Annotated in this window: 16 protein-coding genes, 2 tRNA genes and 1 riboswitch; of the genes, 7 read left to right on the forward strand and 11 right to left on the reverse strand. The window is 37.6% G+C overall.

The genetic code is table 11. The annotated features are described in order from the left end of the window. Positions 1-6 precede the first annotated feature (6 nt). Genes NZ900_04275 through NZ900_04290 form a run of 4 tightly spaced genes read right to left on the reverse strand, consistent with a single transcriptional unit; the run spans position 7 to position 4,412 of the window. Positions 7-1,131, reverse strand: coding sequence for a clostripain-related cysteine peptidase (locus tag NZ900_04275; protein MCS7233308.1), 1,125 nt, complete (start codon positions 1,129-1,131; stop codon positions 7-9). After that, positions 1,128-3,056, reverse strand: coding sequence for a clostripain-related cysteine peptidase (locus NZ900_04280; GenBank protein MCS7233309.1), 1,929 nt, complete (start codon positions 3,054-3,056; stop codon positions 1,128-1,130). The genes NZ900_04275 and NZ900_04280 overlap by 4 nt, the downstream gene beginning before the upstream one ends. After that, positions 3,056-3,796 (reverse strand): fibronectin type III domain-containing protein, encoded by a 741-nt coding sequence (locus tag NZ900_04285; GenBank protein MCS7233310.1) that lies wholly within the window; start codon positions 3,794-3,796, stop codon positions 3,056-3,058. The genes NZ900_04280 and NZ900_04285 overlap by 1 nt, the downstream gene beginning before the upstream one ends. Next, positions 3,783-4,412 (reverse strand): tetratricopeptide repeat protein, encoded by a 630-nt coding sequence (locus tag NZ900_04290; protein MCS7233311.1) that lies wholly within the window; start codon positions 4,410-4,412, stop codon positions 3,783-3,785. The genes NZ900_04285 and NZ900_04290 overlap by 14 nt, the downstream gene beginning before the upstream one ends. A gap of 125 nt (positions 4,413-4,537) precedes the next feature. Between NZ900_04290 and NZ900_04295 the strand changes: the two genes are divergently transcribed. The 4 genes from NZ900_04295 (at position 4,538) to NZ900_04310 (ending at position 6,322) form a co-directional block, all read left to right on the forward strand. After that, positions 4,538-4,885: a TraR/DksA C4-type zinc finger protein gene (locus NZ900_04295; GenBank protein MCS7233312.1), complete on the forward strand. Its 348-nt coding sequence runs from the start codon at positions 4,538-4,540 to the stop codon at positions 4,883-4,885. Beyond that, positions 4,876-6,165, forward strand: coding sequence for a glutamate--tRNA ligase (gltX, locus tag NZ900_04300; GenBank protein ID MCS7233313.1), 1,290 nt, complete (start codon positions 4,876-4,878; stop codon positions 6,163-6,165). The genes NZ900_04295 and gltX overlap by 10 nt, the downstream gene beginning before the upstream one ends. Further along, a tRNA-Gln gene (locus NZ900_04305) sits at positions 6,151-6,225 on the forward strand. Before gltX ends, NZ900_04305 begins: the two co-directional genes overlap by 15 nt. 21 nt (positions 6,226-6,246) lie before the next feature. Next, a tRNA-Glu gene (locus NZ900_04310) sits at positions 6,247-6,322 on the forward strand. 6 nt (positions 6,323-6,328) lie between these two features. Here the strand turns inward: NZ900_04310 and NZ900_04315 are convergent. The 6 genes from NZ900_04315 to NZ900_04340 form a co-directional block, all read right to left on the reverse strand. Continuing rightward, positions 6,329-7,252: a DMT family transporter gene (locus NZ900_04315; GenBank protein ID MCS7233314.1), complete on the reverse strand. Its 924-nt coding sequence runs from the start codon at positions 7,250-7,252 to the stop codon at positions 6,329-6,331. A 102-nt stretch (positions 7,253-7,354) separates the two neighbouring features. After that, positions 7,355-8,566, reverse strand: a complete 1,212-nt coding sequence (locus NZ900_04320; protein ID MCS7233315.1) for a 2-isopropylmalate synthase — start codon at positions 8,564-8,566, stop codon at positions 7,355-7,357. Continuing rightward, complete coding sequence (locus NZ900_04325) at positions 8,563-10,401, reverse strand: TRAP transporter permease (GenBank protein ID MCS7233316.1); 1,839 nt, start codon at positions 10,399-10,401, stop codon at positions 8,563-8,565. Before NZ900_04325 ends, NZ900_04320 begins: the two co-directional genes overlap by 4 nt. A gap of 11 nt (positions 10,402-10,412) precedes the next feature. Continuing rightward, on the reverse strand, positions 10,413-11,294 hold the full coding sequence (locus NZ900_04330; GenBank protein ID MCS7233317.1) for a DUF6282 family protein: 882 nt from the start codon (positions 11,292-11,294) through the stop codon (positions 10,413-10,415). 12 nt (positions 11,295-11,306) lie between these two features. Beyond that, complete coding sequence (locus NZ900_04335; protein MCS7233318.1) at positions 11,307-12,263, reverse strand: TAXI family TRAP transporter solute-binding subunit; 957 nt, start codon at positions 12,261-12,263, stop codon at positions 11,307-11,309. 30 nt (positions 12,264-12,293) lie between these two features. Continuing rightward, the gene (locus NZ900_04340; protein MCS7233319.1) at positions 12,294-12,950 is read right to left on the reverse strand and encodes a GntR family transcriptional regulator; all 657 of its coding nucleotides are present in this window, start codon (positions 12,948-12,950) and stop codon (positions 12,294-12,296) included. A gap of 122 nt (positions 12,951-13,072) precedes the next feature. Further along, positions 13,073-13,184, forward strand: a riboswitch (TPP riboswitch). A gap of 57 nt (positions 13,185-13,241) precedes the next feature. Between NZ900_04340 and NZ900_04345 the strand changes: the two genes are divergently transcribed. The 3 genes from NZ900_04345 to NZ900_04355 are packed head-to-tail and all read left to right on the forward strand — an operon-like array spanning position 13,242 to position 16,198. Further along, entirely contained in the window at positions 13,242-13,994 is a 753-nt protein-coding gene (locus NZ900_04345; protein ID MCS7233320.1) for a sulfide-dependent adenosine diphosphate thiazole synthase, read from the forward strand. Continuing rightward, the gene (gene thiC, locus NZ900_04350; protein ID MCS7233321.1) at positions 13,991-15,265 is read left to right on the forward strand and encodes a phosphomethylpyrimidine synthase ThiC; all 1,275 of its coding nucleotides are present in this window, start codon (positions 13,991-13,993) and stop codon (positions 15,263-15,265) included. The genes NZ900_04345 and thiC overlap by 4 nt, the downstream gene beginning before the upstream one ends. Before the next feature lie 12 nt (positions 15,266-15,277). After that, positions 15,278-16,198 carry a cation diffusion facilitator family transporter gene (locus NZ900_04355; protein MCS7233322.1) on the forward strand — a complete coding sequence of 307 codons (921 nt, stop codon included), beginning with the start codon at positions 15,278-15,280 and terminating at the stop codon, positions 16,196-16,198. 38 nt (positions 16,199-16,236) lie between these two features. Here NZ900_04355 and NZ900_04360 read toward each other — a convergent pair whose 3' ends face one another. Further along, positions 16,237-17,628, reverse strand: a complete 1,392-nt coding sequence (locus NZ900_04360; GenBank protein MCS7233323.1) for an MFS transporter — start codon at positions 17,626-17,628, stop codon at positions 16,237-16,239. Positions 17,629-17,632: the final 4 nt, after the last annotated feature.

Genomic DNA, 17,632 nt, shown 5'->3' on the forward strand with positions numbered 1-17,632 from the left:
AACTAGCTATAAACCAGTTAACCTTGTTTTTAAAAAATTAAACCAATTTTTAGCATCATTAGCTATGGCAAAAGTTTCATAAACATCTTTCCTTCCCTCCAAAGAAAAAACATAAAGCGATATACCGTGAGAAAGAGGAAATATACCATCACTAAGATGCCATTCCGATAAGACTACTTCTTTAAGCGTCTTCTTAAGACTTTCAAGGATAGAATTAACCGAATCAGAAAGACTTAAACCTTTAACTTTCTCACAGAAATCATAAAGATCTCTAAAACAAAAGCTCTCCCCTGCTTTAATAAAGTAAGTTTGCGTTTGGGCAATTGCTCCCCAGAGAGCAAAAACATCTCTAAAGTTAATAAGTTCATTCCCAAGTTTATCAAGTCCTTCTAAAAGGTTAGAAAGCTTAGCCAGAGAGACCATCGATATGGCAACTTCTTTTCTCTTGCTATAAAGGCTTTTAAAATTATCAATAAAAGCTTTCCCAATTTCAGATGCCCCCTGCCCAGGATTTCTAACTATGCTTTGCAAAACTTGCTCATAATCAAAACCATCATCAGGCATTATTCCTTGCAAAGCAATAACGAAAGAAACGCTATTTTTAACTTCGTTAAGAAGCTCAATTTCAGCTTTAGCGGAAGAGTCAAGAACTAATAAATCCACTTTAGACTTAAAAGATGAGAAAACCTTGAGAAGTTTTACCCACTCTACTAATCCATTCCATATGTCTGGATGATCCCTCTCCCAGAGAACCAGCATGTATTTTTCAGCCGAATAGTTTTCAATACACCAGTTAACAAAAGAAAGCAAATCACTTGGAGAAGTAGGAGATGCTTCTGGTAAAGTATTAAGAAGCTCTAAGTTCCCCTCCCCAACGAAATACCGAACCATACCTCTGCCGCTACTAGAGCATCTTTGAACTAACACCTTTACATGATTCGAGGAACCCACCCTTCTCATCTCATACAAATCTATTCCTCCGAGCTCCCTTGAAGTAGAACTAGAATCGTTCATAAAAACCATAACCGTCCATTTAGGTATTAATGGTTCCGAACCCCCACCACTATCACCACATCCATAAAGAACAAACACGAATAAAAAAGCTAATAAAAGAAAAAAGGACAATCTCACCTTTTTCTCACCCCCAAAAGGGAAATCCAACCAAAGGAGAGTAAAATCAAAACGCTTAAACTTCCTTTATAACCCAAAGTACATCCCGAAGAAACTACAAACTCGTCATCATCACCGTTACCATTAGCAGGATTAAGCTTAAGGGCGTAATACATAAGAGGTTCAATACGAGCCGGAATGTAAATGGTTGGAACCTGTTCTTCACTTCCCATAGAAGATAAAAGTGGGTATTCCCCAATGAAAGAAGAACTACCGCCATCATAAACTTGGAAATAATAACCTACAGTTGAGCCTGCTTTGAAAGGGAATCTCCCGGATCCAATCGGTATCTTAACCTCAACTTCAAGAAAACCATCCTCACGTATACCTCCCTTAACTTCAACTTCTGGACAAAAGGAGGGATCCAAGAAGCGTACCCTATATTGAGAGTAATCATACCAAAGCGGATAAAAGTAAGCTACCCAATGATTCCCATCATAGGATATCTTAAGCATGCCCTCACAACTATTCCTATCTAAAGGAAAGGAGGCATTTCCATCAGAATCTATATAAATAACTATAGAATCCCCCACATCTAAAGAAGTATCATCATAAACCTCAAAAGCCACGTAAAGCGCATCTTTAGTATTTTTAAAATAAGCCTTAAAGGGAAAAGAATCAAAAGATGGCAATTTAAGAGCACCTTCTACTTCACTATTGCCAACTAGACCATCTATTTTAAAAGACCCATACCCAACGCTCATGACTTCCCTTGTCTCTTTAAGATAAGTCTTTATAAACTCACCCCACCCAGTCATGCTCGAAAAGTCATGCCTCGAATCATCATAGAATCTATCATACGCTCCTTCTCCTCTCTCTGGAAAATATATACTCAAACCATGAGCATTTTCATAGGAGGAATAGCTCTCTACAACAGCTTTCCTTATAGCTTCACACAGCGAAGAAGCAAGTTCGGTTGAAGAGCTTCTCCAACCCGCTAAGTAAGACACAAAGGAATAGAGGTCTATTATAGAAGGATCATAAAATACTTGAGCTCTAGCCCTTGCGAGCTTTGCAAGTGATATCTCGTTTCGCAGCTTTGAAGAAAGCTCTTTTAATAAAGAAACAACATCATCTATTCTGCTAAGATCTATCAGGGAAAGAGTGCTTCCAGAGGTTTCCCTATAATTTTTTACTATAATCTTACCCAACTCCCTTGGTGATACGTCTACTCCATTACTTAATAGAGACACAAGTTCTTCTAAGATTAGGTCATAGCGCCATCCTTCCCCAGGAATTACGTCCTCAGAAGCAACCATAAATGAAGCATAATCCTTAAGCTCATAAGCTACCTCAACCATTCCCATAAGACAAGCATCAAAACCTATAAGATCTACTCTATAACCTCCATTACTTAAAATTCTTAAAGCAGTTTGAACCTCATCCATGTAAAGATAATCATTATCTGTTTGATCATAACCAGCAACCTTCCAAGCTCTATTGAGTCCCCCTCCTCTTTTCCTCCATCCATCACCATGATCCCAAATTATAAGAGCATAATGCTGAGCAGGATAGTTATCAATTGCCCAAGAAACAAAATCTACTAACGCATCTGACTTCCCCATGTTTACCTCTCCAAGATTTTGGACCGCATTAACAAAAACAGGAGCCATAAAACGAGACAAAGCAAATCTCAATGTACCAGCCCAATTATCGCAGATACCCTCAATAGTTCCAATATAACCTGGAGCCCTATCAAGCTGAACAACAACATTAATAAGCTGAGAATCTAAAGGTGCAAGAACCATCTCAACAAAATCAGCTATAGCAGCTTCTTCAAGATCGTTATCAGCATTCATAAAAACCATTATTGTCCAAGAAGGTAAAGCAAAAGCAACCATCGAAAAACCTAGGACGAAAAGTAGCGATAAAAAAACAGGCCTCATCATACTCCCCTCCTCATAAAGAAGCCTAAAAGGGAAACAAAAGATAAAAATATAAAAGACAAATCAAAACTTCCTTCTCTCAAAGAACAACCAGCACTAAGATAAAACTCCCCCTTTGCAGATTCTGTTCTAACTTCGATTTCAGGAGAAGATGTTCTTCCAGCACTATTAAACGCTAAAACTCTATAAGTATACTTGGTATTTTCAGAAAGACCTGTATCTACATAACTTTCAGAGTTTGGAGGAAGAATACAAACCTCAACCCAGTTACTACCATGCTTTCTCTCAACTATGAAGCCATCCTCGTTATCTGAAATATCTTTCCACCTAAGCTCTACTTCTGATGAGGAAAGAGCTTCACCTTTTAAATCAGAGGGAGGCTCTGGATATCCTATAGTGGTCACAGGAAAGGAAAGTTCACAATAATTCGTATAGTAGTTTCCCTTATAAGCCTTAACCCTATAAAAATAACTTTCTCCTGGTGTTAGCCCCACATCATTATATACATTTAAATCTGGAGGAAGTATCGCAATTCTAATCCAATTATCACCAATTTTTTTTCTCTCAACTATAAAACCATCTTCATCTACCGAGTTATCCCACCATGTTAATCTCACGTGAGTTGGAGAAATTATTTGGGCCTCCAAATTAGAGGGAGGAAGGGGAAGAGAAAAAGCCCCTTGAGGAAACAAAAGCATAAAAAATAAAAAGACCACGCAAAAGATTCTACCTTTTCTCATTTCTAGCCCTCCTTAACTGGTCTAAAAGATACTTAGCTACTTTATCTTTACTATCTAAAGCTAAAGCCCTCTCAAGATACCATTCAGCTTTATCATAATTTCCTAACTCAAAAGCCACTCTCCCAGCCCAAAGAAAAGCTTTCTGAAAATCGGGATTCAAAGCACAGGATTTTTCATAAAGAGCTAACGCCTTCTCCTTTTCCCCTCGAGAATAAAAAATATAAGCCTTCTCATAAATTTCAAATGGCTCTTTTCCTTGCCTTATTATTTCCTCACATACCTTAACAAAGTACTGAGCTACTTTGTTATCTGGTTGAACCTCAGCTAACTTTTTCCAAGTACTTAATGCATCATGATACAAACCAAGCTCTTGATACAACCTCGCTAACCAGTAAAGGGCTTTAGCATGTTTGGGATCTCTTTCTAAAACCATGTTGTAGAATCTTATGGCCATATCATAAAACCCTTCTTGATAGTAGTTATAAGCACCTTCAAAATATCTTTCGGTAACGAGCTTCTCTATATCCTCACTTTCTCCCACCTCAGCTAAAGCGAAAGACTCCAAAACCACAAGCAAGAAAAGAAGTGAACAAAATAAAAAATTGGATTTTCTCATTTTTTCAACCCCTCCCTAAGAAATTATAGCATAAGGTTTTTTAAAAATTATACTCTCATACTTGATTTTATCGTAGGATTAGTTTTATAATTTTAAGGAACTTTATAATAACAAGGGGTGAAAAGATGAGAGATCTGTCACGCTTTAAAAAACACCTTGAAGAAATACGAGAAACACTTAAAACGAGACTAAAGGTAATAGAGGGAGAAGGTCCTCGATATGCAGGCTCAGAAGAGGTAGATGTAGCAAATTATATGAATGAAATGGATTCTTTATTCAGGGAAAAGGAAGAAGCTGAAAAAACTTTGAAAAGGGTTGAAAAGGCCTTGAAGAGATTTGAAAAAGGGACTTACGGATTATGCGTAGATTGTGGAAAGGAGATAAGCGAGGAAAGGTTAGAGGTCGTTCCCTTTGCCGAAAGATGCATAGAGTGCGAGAAAAAACTTAATAAAGTAGGGAGGAAATTAGGATAGTGGTAAGAGTCAGATTTGCCCCAAGCCCAACAGGTGCCCTCCATGTAGGAGGTGCAAGAACTGCCCTCTTTAACTGGCTTTTTGCCAGAAATAAGAAGGGCGTTTTTATTTTGAGAATAGAGGATAGTGATTTTCAAAGATCAACTAAAGAAGCAGAGGAAACCATACTTCAAGGATTGCTTTGGCTTGGCTTAGAATGGGATGAGGGACCATACAGACAAAGCGAAAGATTAGATATATATAGAAAATACGCTGAAAAGCTTGTTAGCGATGGCAAAGGTTATGAGGAAAACGGAGCTCTTATATTTAAGGTCCCTCCCGGTGAAACAAGCTTTAATGATATAGTTTGGGGAGAGATAAAAATTAAAAATGAGACCCTTAAAGACATCGTTATGATTAAGTCAGATGGTACTCCAACCTATAATTTTGCTGTTGTGGTGGACGACCATGATATGGGCATAACTCACGTGATACGCGGTGAAGACCATATAGCTAACACGCCTAAACAAATCTTAATCTACCAAGCTTTTGGCTGGGAGATTCCAAAATTTGCTCATTTACCAATGATATTGGGACCAGACAAATCCAAACTAAGTAAAAGACATGGTGCTACCTCTGTAGCTGAGTATAAAAATCTAGGGTTTCTTCCTGATGCCTTCTTCAACTATTTAGCCTTACTGGGGTGGAGCCCGGGTTTCGATCAAGAGATATTTTCCCGTGAAGAGTTAATTAACCTTTTCTCCCTTGAGCGAGTTATAAAAAGAGGTGCGGTGTTTGATATAAAGAAGCTCGAATGGATGAATGCCCAATATATAAAAAGTACCCCTGGAGAAAAGCTACTTGAGCTTGTTTTACCATTTTGGGAAAACAAGGGATGGATCAAAGAGGAAAATATTGATAAGGGATATCTTATAAAAGTCATAGATTTGGTAAAAGAGCGTTGTAAAACCCTTATAGACGTGGTTAATTTTAGCGATTACTTCTTGCAAAAAGAACCAACCTATGATAAAATCTTTGTCAGTCAGGAGATAAAAGGCAAAGAAAAGTTACTTTTAGAGGTTGCCGAGAGATTAGAAAAAATTCAATCTTTCGATGCTTCAAGTATAGAAACTTGTCTTAAAAGCTTTGCAGAAGAAAAGGGTATAAAATTAAAGGAACTTGCCCAAGCCATAAGGGTAGCTATAAGTGGGAAAAAAGTTACTCCTCCTCTCTTTGAAGTAATGGAGACTCTTAATAAAGATATAGTAGTTGAAAGACTAAAACGCTGGGGAATCGTCTAATTGGCAGGACACGGGACTCTGGATCCCGCTGTGGAGGTTCGAGTCCTCCTTCCCCAGCCACATAACGGAAAAGGTAGAGGTGGCCCCTTCGTCTAGCGGCCTAGGATGTCGGGTTCTCAGTCCGACGACGCGGGTTCAAATCCCGCAGGGGCTGCCACTTTTTTTATTTCAAAGCTCTATTAGTCTTATTAACGAAGTAAACCCCTATTAATATTAAAATTCCACCAAATATCAGAGAAAAACTCATTTCCTCTCCTAAAACAATTGAAGCTGCTACCATGCCTACTACAGGCTGTATGTTCATAAAAACCCCTACTTTCGAGGCCTCTAAAGCATCTAAAGCATCATACCAAAAAGCATAAGCAAGACCCGTACTCAGAAGCCCCAAGAAAAGCACTGCAACTAAGAGCTTAAAATCTCTTAAAACGATAATTAGATCATTAAAATATCCCTTCAGGATAAAGGTAATACCTATTAAAATAAAACCAAAAAGCACAGTATAAAAGATACTTACAAGCTGAGGAATCTCCCTATGCCTATGAAGGAAAAGCCTTGAAATAACAGAGAAAAAGGCCCAATTAAAAGATGTAACCAGAATTATAATGTCTCCTACCGTGCTTATACCCTGCTTTAAGACTAAGCTAATATCTCCCTCGCTCACTACAACTAAAACTCCAAAAAAGGAAATAGCTATTCCTAAGATCTTTAAATAAGAAAGATTTTCCTTAAGCAAGAACCTACTCAATATAGCAATGAATATTGGAGTTGTGGCTACTATCCAGGTAGCAGTTGAAGCTTTAGAAGAGTAAAGAGCATAAGCTTGAACCCATAAGTGCATGTATATCGCTATAACTCCAAAAAATAAAAACCAAGGAATAACGGACTTTGAGACTCTTAAGGACACGTTCCTTTTTCTAAGCAATATACCTAACACCATTAATCCGATTAAAACGCGAGAGAAAACAACCGAAATAGGAGCTATATGAGGAATTAAGTATTTGGTAGCTACAAATGACATACCCCAAACAAAAACAGTAAGAAAAAGCTTTAGGTATAATAACCAAAGATCCTTACTCTTTAAAACCAAAAGAGCACCTCTTTTACAACACAAGATAAACAAACCAACTTTTATACTATTTTAGCAAAGCAACTTCTAAAAACAAACGGCTTCTTGAATTAAATTTACTCCTTAACCTCTATACTTTTCAACTAAAATTAAGAATTCCTCATCTGTTAAACTCCTTTTCTTTTCTATACCAGCCCTTTTAACATCCTCTAACAGTAATCTCTTCTTATCCTCATCAAGCTCTATACCGTATTCTTTTAATTTAAAGTTAATAGAAGCCATTCCACTCTTCTTACCCAAAAGAAGTTTAGGACTCTTTTTCAAAAAGGCCGGATTTAAGGCAAACATAGCAAGGGGAGCCTTAAATATAACGTCCGCCCCTATCCCAGACTCCCTACTAAATATCTCAGCTCCCACTATAGGCTTATTAGGTGGGATAGCAAAACCTGTAGTCTCCCTGACCAAATCAGAAAGCTCCTGAAGCTTTGAAAGGTCTATACCTATGTCTATTCCCATAAGGAGAGTTATAACTGTAACTACTTCTTCAGTGCTACAGTTACCAGTTCTTTCCCCCATTCCATTAACGCAACAATGGATAACTTCCGCTCCCGCCTTTAAAGCGGCAATGCTATTAGCTACAGCTAAACCAAAATCGTTATGAGTGTGAACTTCAACAGGTACATCCCAGAGTGATTTTATCAGAGTAACAATATACTCCATAGATTCAGGAAGAGCACACCCCATAGTATCAACAACCGCTATCGAATCCGGAAGAATATTAACCTTTTTTAACTCGGTCAACAATTTGACAAGATCTTCCTCTTCTGCTCTCGTAGTATCAAAGGGGAAGAAAACTGTATATAGTCCCATTTCTTTAGCTTTGCTTATAGATTTCACACTCTCCTCTATAGCTCTTTCCACAGGCCAATTAAACTGATACTCAAGTTTTGGCTTACTTATAGGAACTTCGATTATAATACCATCCACTTCACAATCAGCTGCAGCTACTATATCTTCCTCTCTAGCTCTAACAAAGCCAAAGATTTTCGACGGAAGTCTCATCTTTCTTATCTCCTTTATTGCCTCTCTGTCCTCGGTCGAGACCACAGGCATTCCTGCTTCAATCCTGTGTATACCAACTTCACTAAGTTTTACAGCGATTTTGACCTTCTCATCCTTTCTCAAGACCACACCTGGAGTTTGTTCCCCATCACGTAGTGTAGCATCATGAATCTGGATAGTAGAAGGAAGATTCCACCTTTTCCTAATTTCATTCTTAAAATTATAAGGACTAACCCACCAATTTTCAGACCTATAGCCATGAACTGCTTTCATGAAATTCCCTCCTTAGTTTTAGGTTTTAGAACATATATAAATGATACTATAAGCAAACCTACTAAATCAGTAAATAACCCTTCCTTGATCAATAACATTCCCGCCCCAAAAAGAAGAAATCTTTGCCATAACTTAAGATCACCTTTAAAATAACCAACTATACTTGCAGCGATAGCTAAAACCCCTATTATGGAAAAAACAATAGAAAACAAAATATTAAACAACGTACCTTCTAAAAGCAAAGTCGAACCATAAACAAACATAAAGGGTAACACAAAGCTAACCAAACCATATTTAAAAGCTGTCCAACCCACTTTATTTAAGTCTGCCTTCGCAATACTGGCAGCAACATATGAAGCTAAGGCAACTGGCGGAGTTATGGTTGATATACATCCAAAGAAAAACACAAACATATGAGCAGCCAATAATGAAACTCCCATCTTCACAAGGGTCGGAGCTACAACTGAAGCAAGTATAAGGTAAGCAGCAGTTGTAGGAAGCCCCATCCCTAAGATTATGGAAAATACCATAGTCCAAATAAGAGCTAATAACTTATTACCCCATGAAAAAACAAAAATCAGAGAAGAAACTCTTACTCCCAAACCAGTTAAAGATAAGACCCCTACTATAATACCAGAAGCTGCACATGCAATTGCTATCGGTACAGTATCTCGTGCTCCCTTCTCCAAAGCATTTAAAATCTTGAAAACAAGATCTTTATCTACCTTATGTTTTGAAACTATATGAACAATGAGAAGAGACAAAATAGAATAATATGCAGCTTTGAATGGAGAAAAGCCTATCACAAGCATATAAGTTAGAACGACTATAGGTATAATAAAATACCATCCTTCCTTCATCACTCTATAAAAGGAAACTTCCTCTTTCTCATGTACTTTGAACCTTATTCTCTTGGCCTCCAAATGAACTATGATAAATATCGAAAGAAAATACAAAATAGCAGGTAAAACAGCAGCTCTCATGATATGAACATAAGGTTTACCTATAATTTCAGCCATGATAAAGGCAGCAGCTCCCATTATAGGAGGCATTATTTGTCCTCCTGTTGCTGCTACCGCAGATATAGCACCAGCCTTCACAGGTTCATAGCCTTCCCTTATCATCATAGGAATAGTTAAGCTTCCTGTTATAGCCACATTCCCAGCTGCAGATCCAGAAATCATACCTACCAAAGCGCTAAAAATAATTGACGTTTTCGCAGCAGCCGCAGTAACGTTTTTAGTAATGGACAGCGCAAACTTATAAAGAAATTCGCTTGCCCCAAACTCGCTTAGAAAAGCTCCATATATGCAAAATAGTATAATATAGGTTGAAGATACCCCTATTGGTATCCCAAACAATCCCTCGGTTGAAGTAAATAAAAAGGCTGTAACTCTGCTTAAAGTGTAACCTTTACCTTTTAAAATAGACGGAAGATATGGAGCTATAAAAGGATAAACTAAAAATAGTCCACTTATTATAGCTAAAGCAAAACCTGTTGCCCTGCGCGTAGCTTCTAATACTAAAAAAATTGCCAGAATCCCCACCAAGATATCAAGTTTAGTAGTAACTCCTCCACTTGATGTTATACTTTCCCACCTCACCAAGATATAAACCCCGCTTATTAAAGCTAAGACTGCCTCTAGGGATCTAATAAAGCGATTTAGCTTACTCCATTGCTGAGATCTTTCAAGGAAACTCCAAAAACATATAAACAACATCATCATCAGATGAAATGTCCTAATTGTCATTGCAGAAAACGAAACAATTCCAGACACATTTACTAGATGAATAAGGGAAGTTAAAATAGCTGCTACAAAAATTATCTTTTTCATTTAAAACCCCTCTAAAGACTAAGCAACTTTGATGGATTATCTTTTGTCATCATATCTAACTCCTTCTGGGTAACACCATACCTTAGAAGAAGATAACAATACGCTCTCAACCCTTCCACAGGAGATGGGCTGTACACTTGACCATAGTCTGTGATTAAAATGCAATTCTGTGCTCCAACTTCCTTTATTATTTTTACTATTTCACTGGGATCCTGTTTACCATTATAAGAGGAACAAACACCGTAAGAGAGCGTTAAGGTAGCCCCGAGAGAAACGAGTTCCCTTAAAACATCCAAGGTAAAGTCTTCCGTCCAAGCATTAGGATGTGTTATCTCAAGCTTGCTATAGCCTATGGCTTTGCTCTCTTTAGCCAAAGCAAGACACTCTTGAGGGGATACATGTCCTGACGCTAAGATAGCATCATATTCCTTACAAGCTCTTAGGATCTCGTGAACCTCCTCCTTTAATTTCCCTCTATCATCTAATATGGATATCGGCTCTATCTTTTTACCGAAAGAAGAAGTGTTAACATATGCTTTTATCCAGTGTCCCCTCTCAGCTTTCCTGATACCATATTCTGCATCAGTGGTAGGCAACCAGATTACCTTTCCACCAGACTTAAGAGTAGCTATAACAGTTCTTACATTTAACCCTCCCGTAGGGCCATTTAACGCTATGCCTCCAAACACTTTAACCTTCAATCCAAGCTGATTTGCAACATGGGCATCTCCTACCGTAGAAGCTAAATGCTTTTTAACAACTATGGCTTTCATTCCCCTAGAATCCGCCTCTTTTGCAAGCCTAAGGCTATCTCCATAACGAGGAACATAATCAGGCCCTACATGAATATGGAGATCGATCATCCCTTCTAAAATTCCATCATCTACAAACATCTGTCTCCCCCCCTATTTTCTAGATCTTTCATCGAAGTACCTTTTAGCTCCAGGATGGAGAGGGATTGGCACCTTAGAAGCCTCCTCTAAATCTATCTGTTTGGCAATGGCATTCATATTTCTAAGCTCTTCCAAGTTATCAAAAATAGCCTTTGTTATTTGATATACTAGGATCTCATCTACATCAGATCTTACTATAAGAACGTTTCTTATCCCTATAGCAACAGCATCTTTCTCAAGCTTATAAACATCCTTAGGAACAACTATCTTTGAATAGTAAGGATGCTTCTTCATAATGTTGGCCATTTTATCATCCTCAATGTTTATAAATTTTATTCTCTTATTAGCAGTTAACTCTAAAACAGCAGAGGCAGGATAACCAGACAAAGCCAATGCTATATCAACATTTCCATCAGCTAAATTCATAAAACCGTCACTATACGAAAGATAACTCGGCAATATATCTTTAATACTAAGACCATACTCTTCAAGAACAACCTCTAAAACAGGAATAGTTCCACCCCCAGCTGGTCCAACGGCAATCCTTTTACCTTTAAAGTCAGAAACAGCGTTTATAGGAGAATTTCCCAACGTTATAATGTGAAAAACACTCGGATGAAGCGAAGCTACAGCACTTATCTTAAGTTTGTCCTTATAAGGAGGCATACCCATAACACCAAAGTAAGCTAAATTGGCATTAGTAAGACCAAATTCTACATCTCCCTGAGAAACCAACCTGGGATTTTCAACCGATCCCCCTGTTACCTCTGCAACCATCTCTACATCCTTAACATACTTATTAACTATATTAGCAATACTCTGTCCCAAAGAAAAATAAGCTCCTCCAACGCTTGCTGTTCCGATACTGATATACTTTTTGCTCCCACTTGCAGCTACAGCTTTACCTAAAGAAAAAGAAATAATTAACGCTAGCACCATTAAAATCCCTGCCAACCTTTTGCCCCCCATGCTCTTCCCCTCCTTTAAAACAGAAAAATTTTATTTAAACTTAGACTCCTTCAAGGCCTTTATAAAACTTTCTGCAGCCCTTTTACGATGCTCCCTTATAAAAGTCTCCAATTCTTCCTTTTTCTTATTTTTTATTAACTCGACGATCTTTTCATGCTCCAACAAAGACTCCTCCCCCCTATCTGGAGAAAGCATAAATACTGCACGAGTCCTTTCCCACCTATTCCAAAGCTCCATAATCAATTCATAAAGCTTTTTATAAGGATTTAACGAACATATATAAGCATGAAATTCCTTATTAAGGTTTCCGTATCTTACATAATCTTTGTTCTCCAGGGCTTTACGCATCTCCCCTAAAAGCTCCTCTAATCTCTTAAAATCCTTTTCAGTAAAGCGATCAACACCTTCTCTCGCAGCAAATCCCTCAAGCACTCCTCTTATGATATAGGACTCCATGATGTCAACATCTTCGACCCCTCTAACTACTGGACCTACATGTGAACGAATTTCAACTAATCCTTCTCTTTCAAGAATCCTTAAGGCTTCCCTAATTGGAGTTTCACTGACCCCTAATTCCTGAGCGATCTTCCCAATTACTAAACGTTCTCCTGGCTTGTAAACACCGCTTACGATATTCTCTCTAAGCTTTTCATAAACAGCTTCTACCTTAGTTTTATAAACTATCACACCTTCTCACCACCTATCATATAGTATATATCCTATATAAAATCTAGTCAAGCGAAAAACTTAAAATTGAACATGAAGATAAAGTGTGATATAATGTTAATCGAAGACGAAAACTATAATAGGTTACTCCGTGGGGGAGCTCCTACTAAGGGGCTGAGAGGAGGACGTAAAGTCCTCGACCCCTTGAACCTGATCCGGGTAATGCCGGCGGAGGGAAACGGAAGTTAAATCTTAGAAAAAATCCCTCCGCCTGTATGGCGGAGGGATAAATTTTTTAAGGAGGGGAAAAAAATGAGAGACATAATCATATCAAAAGCTATTTTAGAGAGTTTTTTTAAGAAGCTTGTAAGTTCCTTAGAGCTGGATGTAGCTATAGTGGGAGCAGGTCCAAGCGGTCTAGTAGCATCTTATGAACTTGCTAAGAAAAATTTTAAAGTAGCAATATTCGAGGAAAGAAATACACCAGGAGGAGGAATTTGGGGAGGAGGAATAATGTTTAATGAAGTAGTTTTAGAAAGAGAACTTGAGAGTTTCCTAAAAGAGCTTGACGTAAAATATAAGATTATCGAAGATCATATAGTAGTAGACTCTTGTCATTTTGCATCTGCCCTAATATACCATACAACTAAAGCCGGAGCTCTTCTATTTAACAACGTAAGCGTTGAGGACGTAGCTATGAAAGATGGTAAAATCTGCGGAGTAGTAGTCAACTGGGGACCAGTTAAAAAATTAGGGCTTCATGTAGACCCTATAACTATTAAAGCTTCCTATGTTGTAGATGGAACAGGACACCCAGCAAACGTTGTATCTCTCCTTGTAAAGCGAGGGCTTATGGAAAAGAAAACCGAATTCCCAATGAACGCAGATGAAGCTGAAAAGTTTGTCGTTGAAAAAACCGGTGAGGTTTTTCCAGGACTCTTAGTTTCAGGAATGGCTGTGTGTGAAGTCTATGGAGGACCTAGAATGGGACCAATATTTGGAGGTATGATTTTATCCGGAAAGAGAATAGCAGAAATAATAAGCGAAAGGGTGTCCAGGAAATGACACAAATGGAAATGGCTAAAAGAGGAATAATATCTGAAGAAATGAAAAGTGTAGCAGAATACGAGGAAGTGGACGTAAAATTAGTCTGCCAAAAAGTTGCTCAAGGAAAGGCAGTTATACCCAAAAACAAATTACATAAGGTTGAAAAGCCTATGATAGTAGGAGAAAATTTTAGCGTTAAGGTAAACGCAAATATAGGAACATCAAAGGGATTCTCATCTCTTGAGGAAGAAAAAGAAAAAGCAAAAATAGCTATTGAATACGGAGCAGATGCCTTAATGGTTCTTTCAACTTGGGGGAATCTAAGAGAGATTAGGAAAGCTATAGTTGAAATCTCTCCCGTACCAGTAGGCTCAGTACCTATTTATGACTCTGCAGTTAAAAGCTATGAACTTAATAAAAATGTAGTGGACTTCTCTGAAAAAGACTTTTTAGACATGGTAATTACTCACGCTGAAGATGGAATAGACTTTATGACTATACATGTTGGCATTACAAAGAGATTATTGGAGTATATAAAAAAGTCCAAGAGGATCTTGAAAATAGTAAGTAGAGGGGGAAGCATAATAGCTGGTTGGATGATAAAGAACAACAAAGAAAACCCCTTTTACAAACACTTTGATGAGCTTTTAGATATAGCTAAAGAATATGATATCACCCTGAGTTTAGGAGATGGGATGCGTCCAGGAGCAATAGTAGATGCAAGTGACTCTCAACAATTTGAAGAACTTTTCACCCTTGGAGAGCTTGTAGACGAAGCAAGAAAAAAGGGAGTCCAAGTAATGATAGAAGGACCAGGTCATATACCCCTGAATGAAGTAGAAATGAACGTTAGACTAATGAAAAAAGTTGGGAAAGAAGCTCCTATCTTTCTTCTTGGTCCTCTTCCAACAGATAGAGCCATGGGTTACGACCATATAGCCTGTGCCATAGGTGGAGCATTAGCTGGATATTTTGGAGCAGATTTTCTATGCTATGTTACTCCGGCTGAACACATCTCTTTACCAACTGTTGAAGACGTAAAGGAGGGAGTAATAGCCTCAAAGATAGCAGCAACAATTGCAGATGTCGCTAGAAGAAATCCAAAAGCATTAGAATTAGAGAGAGAAATGGCCTTAGCGAGAAAACACTTCGACTGGGAAAAGATGTTCAAACTCGCATTAGCTGGAAACGTAGCAAAAGAAAAACACTTTAAACGTCCTTATGATGACAAGGGATGTTCTATGTGCGGCCCATTTTGTGCTATCAAAATAGCTGAAGAATACATATGATAAAATTTAATTATGGGGCTAAATCAATGGCTTTTAAATAAACTTCTATCAAAGGAAAAACAAGAACGAAAATCTATAGGATACCTTGAAGGATGGATTAGCATAATAGGGAATACAATCTTATTTTTATTTAAGTTAATAGCGGGTATGTATCTAAACAGTATATCTTTGATAGCGGACGCTTTTCATTCTCTTTCCGACGTTTTAACATCCGGAATAGTAATCTTAGGCTTCAAACTAGGGGATAAACCCGCAGATGAGAAACATCCTTTTGGTCATGGAAGAATAGAACAAATATCTGCAATTTTTATAGCCTTTATACTAATCATAGTAGCATACGACTTAGGAAAGAGCTCCCTTAACAGAATCTTACATCCACAAAAAACCGAATTTAATACATACGTGCTTTTAATATTAATCCTTGCAGCCATCTTTAAAGAGTGGATGGCTAGATTTTCCACATACCTTGGGAAAGAGATAAACTCCACAGCTTTAATTGCAGACGCTTGGCATCATAGAAGCGACGCTATAGCTACGCTTTTAGTAGCTATAGGTTTAATAATGGCAAAGCTAAGCTTCCTTAAAATAGACGGCATAATAGGATTAATAGTCTCCATACTCATAGGTTGGATTGGGATAGACATAGTTAAAAGCTCATCAAGCTTTCTTATTGGAGAAACACCTGATAAGAAACTACTAGAGCTTGTGAAGATAGCAACCTCTTCTACTCCAGGAGTAATAGACTACCATGACGTTTCAGTCCACGATTATTCAAGTAACAAGGTTATAACCCTTCATATAGAAGTAGATAGAAATATAACTATAAAGGAAGCCCATGATATAGCACTAAAGATACAACGCATTATACAAAATGGAATTAAAGAAGCAAAAGTTATAATACATATTGATCCTCTAGGAGAAAAAGAAGATTAAACTAAAAATCTATTAAAGCGGTATTGCCCCTTCCATACTTATCTATCACATCTTTGATCAACCCTTAAGTTTCCCCTTGCAAGAGAAGCCGATATTGCAGCTAAACAAAGTACAGTAAATACTAAAAAAGAAGTCTTCAAGCTTAAAATAAACGAAAGATATTTATCAGGAGTAATCTGAACTCTACCTATATATATGGAAAATATAAGCATAACTATTCCCATACTAAACATCTGACCAAGAAGACGCATAGTGGCTACCATTCCTGATGCTACTCCATAAAAGCGCCTTTCAACAGAACCCATTATAGCACTAGTATTGGGGGAGGAAAAAAATGCAAAGCCAAACCCCAGGACTATAAGAGATACTATTATATAGTTTATAGCTGTGCCCTCCTTTAAAAAACTAAGCAAAAATACTCCCAAAGCTGTAATCCCCATTCCAAAAGATGCTATTATCCTCGGCTCAATTCTGTCAGAAAGCCTACCCGCAATGGGAGAAAAAAGAGCCATCATGAGAGGCTGAAATATAATTATAGAACCAGCAAAACGAGGATTTAATCCCTTTATGTATTGCAAATACAAACTTAATAAGAAGGTCACAGCAAAGGTTGCACTATAGTGAATTAAAGCAGCTAGGCTTGAAAAGGCAAAAACCCTATTACTTTTAAAAAGGGATATATCAAGTAAAGGATATTTCACTCTACTCTCCCACAGAACAAAAAATATAAAGATTCCACACCCCAAGGCAAGCAAAGCAAATCCAGAAATATCTGGAACTCGCGAAAAACCACTCATTAAAGATACAATTAAAAAAGCATAAAGCAGGAACCCCATCTTATCGAAGCTCTCATTCTTAGCTTCAGCCCATTCTCCTTTAACTTTTCTAAAAGCGAGAAAAGCAGATAGTAAGGTTAAAGCGAAACCAATAAAAAATATACTTCTCCATCCAATGCAATAGGTCAAATACCCTCCAATGAAAGGGCCTAAAGACATACCGGAGTATGTGGAAGCCACATTTATACCTAAAACTTTACCTCTTTCTCTTGAAGGGAAAACAGAGGTTAAAATCGCTATGTTAGTAGCAAATATCATAGCTCCTCCTATACCTTGTAAAATACGAAAAACTATAAGAAAATATGGATCTTTGGGCGTACCACATAGGAAAGAGAAAACAGCATAAAATAAAAGTCCCATTAAAAAAATTTTTCTTCTACCGTATATATCCGCTATTCTACCAAAAGGAACGGTAAAAACTGCACAAGATATTATGTAAGCAGTAGCAACCCAGTTTAGTAAAATTGCATCCATTTTAAACTCTCTTCCTATAGTTGGAAGAGCAATATTAATAGAAGAAACCATAAAGGGAATAATAAAGGAAGTTAAAACAGCAATTAATAAAATAGCTCTCTTATTAACTTGTATTTCCATCGTA

The organism is Synergistota bacterium, from assembly GCA_025060595.1.
GTDB lineage: Bacteria > Synergistota > GBS-1 > GBS-1 > GBS-1 > 42-11.

What these genes read in the sequence shown, in the direction of transcription:
- NZ900_04325 (MCS7233316.1), bottom strand. Translation starts at nt 10,401, where the DNA reads ATGAAAAAGATAATTTTTGTAGCAGCTATTTTAACTTCCCTTATTCAT.
- NZ900_04295 (MCS7233312.1), top strand. Translation starts at nt 4,538, where the DNA reads ATGAGAGATCTGTCACGCTTTAAAAAACACCTTGAAGAAATACGAGAA.
- NZ900_04290 (MCS7233311.1), bottom strand. Translation starts at nt 4,412, where the DNA reads ATGAGAAAATCCAATTTTTTATTTTGTTCACTTCTTTTCTTGCTTGTG.
- NZ900_04355 (MCS7233322.1), top strand. Translation starts at nt 15,278, where the DNA reads ATGGGGCTAAATCAATGGCTTTTAAATAAACTTCTATCAAAGGAAAAA.
- NZ900_04330 (MCS7233317.1), bottom strand. Translation starts at nt 11,294, where the DNA reads ATGTTTGTAGATGATGGAATTTTAGAAGGGATGATCGATCTCCATATT.
- thiC (MCS7233321.1), top strand. Translation starts at nt 13,991, where the DNA reads ATGACACAAATGGAAATGGCTAAAAGAGGAATAATATCTGAAGAAATG.
- NZ900_04360 (MCS7233323.1), bottom strand. Translation starts at nt 17,628, where the DNA reads ATGGAAATACAAGTTAATAAGAGAGCTATTTTATTAATTGCTGTTTTA.
- NZ900_04285 (MCS7233310.1), bottom strand. Translation starts at nt 3,796, where the DNA reads ATGAGAAAAGGTAGAATCTTTTGCGTGGTCTTTTTATTTTTTATGCTT.
- NZ900_04320 (MCS7233315.1), bottom strand. Translation starts at nt 8,566, where the DNA reads ATGAAAGCAGTTCATGGCTATAGGTCTGAAAATTGGTGGGTTAGTCCT.
- NZ900_04335 (MCS7233318.1), bottom strand. Translation starts at nt 12,263, where the DNA reads ATGGGGGGCAAAAGGTTGGCAGGGATTTTAATGGTGCTAGCGTTAATT.
- NZ900_04345 (MCS7233320.1), top strand. Translation starts at nt 13,242, where the DNA reads ATGAGAGACATAATCATATCAAAAGCTATTTTAGAGAGTTTTTTTAAG.
- NZ900_04280 (MCS7233309.1), bottom strand. Translation starts at nt 3,056, where the DNA reads ATGAGGCCTGTTTTTTTATCGCTACTTTTCGTCCTAGGTTTTTCGATG.